The organism is Mycobacterium asiaticum DSM 44297, from assembly GCF_000613245.1.
GTDB classification, from domain to species: Bacteria; Actinomycetota; Actinomycetes; order Mycobacteriales; family Mycobacteriaceae; genus Mycobacterium; species Mycobacterium asiaticum.
Genome location: NZ_HG964944.1, coordinates 1 through 1033 on the forward strand (window position 1 = coordinate 1; position 1033 = coordinate 1033).

Genomic DNA, 1033 nt, shown 5'->3' on the forward strand with positions numbered 1-1033 from the left:
TGCTCATCGTCATCAACTCCAAGGCCGACACGCAGCAGCAGCAGTCGCCGCAAACTGTCACCAATACCGGGAGTGCGCCGGCTGCTGGCTACGGCCCTGGTCCGGGCATCATTGTGGATTGGACGGAGCGCGCAGAAACAGGTAATCCTGGACTGCACGCGGCGCCCGCCCGATTCGAGAATGCGCGATGACCACCCCTCAGCACCTGTCCGACCGCTACGAACTCGGCGACATCCTCGGTTTCGGAGGCATGTCCGAAGTTCACCTCGCACGTGACACGCGGCTGCACCGCGACGTCGCGGTCAAGGTGCTGCGCGCGGATTTGGCCCGCGATCCCAGCTTCTATCTCCGGTTCCGGCGCGAGGCGCAGAACGCCGCCGCGCTGAACCATCCGGCGATCGTGGCGGTGTACGACACTGGCGAGGCCGAGACGCCCGCCGGCCCGCTGCCCTACATCGTCATGGAGTACGTCGACGGCGTCACGCTGCGCGACATCGTGCACAACGACGGTCCGATGCCGCCCAAGCGGGCGATCGAGGTGATCGCGGATGCTTGTCAGGCGCTGAACTTCAGCCATCAAAACGGCATCATCCACCGCGATGTCAAGCCGGCGAACATCATGATCAGCTCCACCAATGCGGTGAAGGTGATGGACTTCGGCATTGCTCGGGCGATCGCCGACAGCGGTAACAGCGTGACCCAGACCGCGGCGGTGATCGGCACGGCGCAATACCTATCGCCCGAACAGGCGCGCGGCGATTCGGTGGACGCCCGGTCCGATGTCTATTCGCTGGGCTGCGTGCTCTATGAGGTGCTCACCGGTGAGCCGCCCTTCACCGGCGATTCCCCGGTGGCGGTGGCATACCAGCATGTGCGGGAAGACCCCGTTCCACCCTCGGAACGCCATGCCGGCATTTCCCCCGATCTGGACGCCGTGGTGCTCAAAGCGCTGGCCAAAAATCCGGAGAACCGTTACCAGACCGCCGCCGAGATGCGGGCCGACCTGGTCCGGGTCCACAACGGCGAGCCCCCC

1 protein-coding gene and 1 pseudogene are annotated in these 1033 nt (G+C 65.4%); both read left to right on the forward strand.

Annotated elements, in window-relative coordinates; translation table 11 throughout:
* A pseudogene (locus tag BN972_RS30755) lies at positions 1 to 191 on the forward strand (serine/threonine protein kinase); the annotation flags it as partial.
* Positions 188 to 1033, forward strand: an 846-nt coding sequence (gene pknB, locus BN972_RS27525) for a Stk1 family PASTA domain-containing Ser/Thr kinase (RefSeq protein WP_036366335.1), incomplete at its 3' end; no start/stop codon positions are given. The pseudogene BN972_RS30755 and the gene pknB, both read left to right, overlap by 4 nt.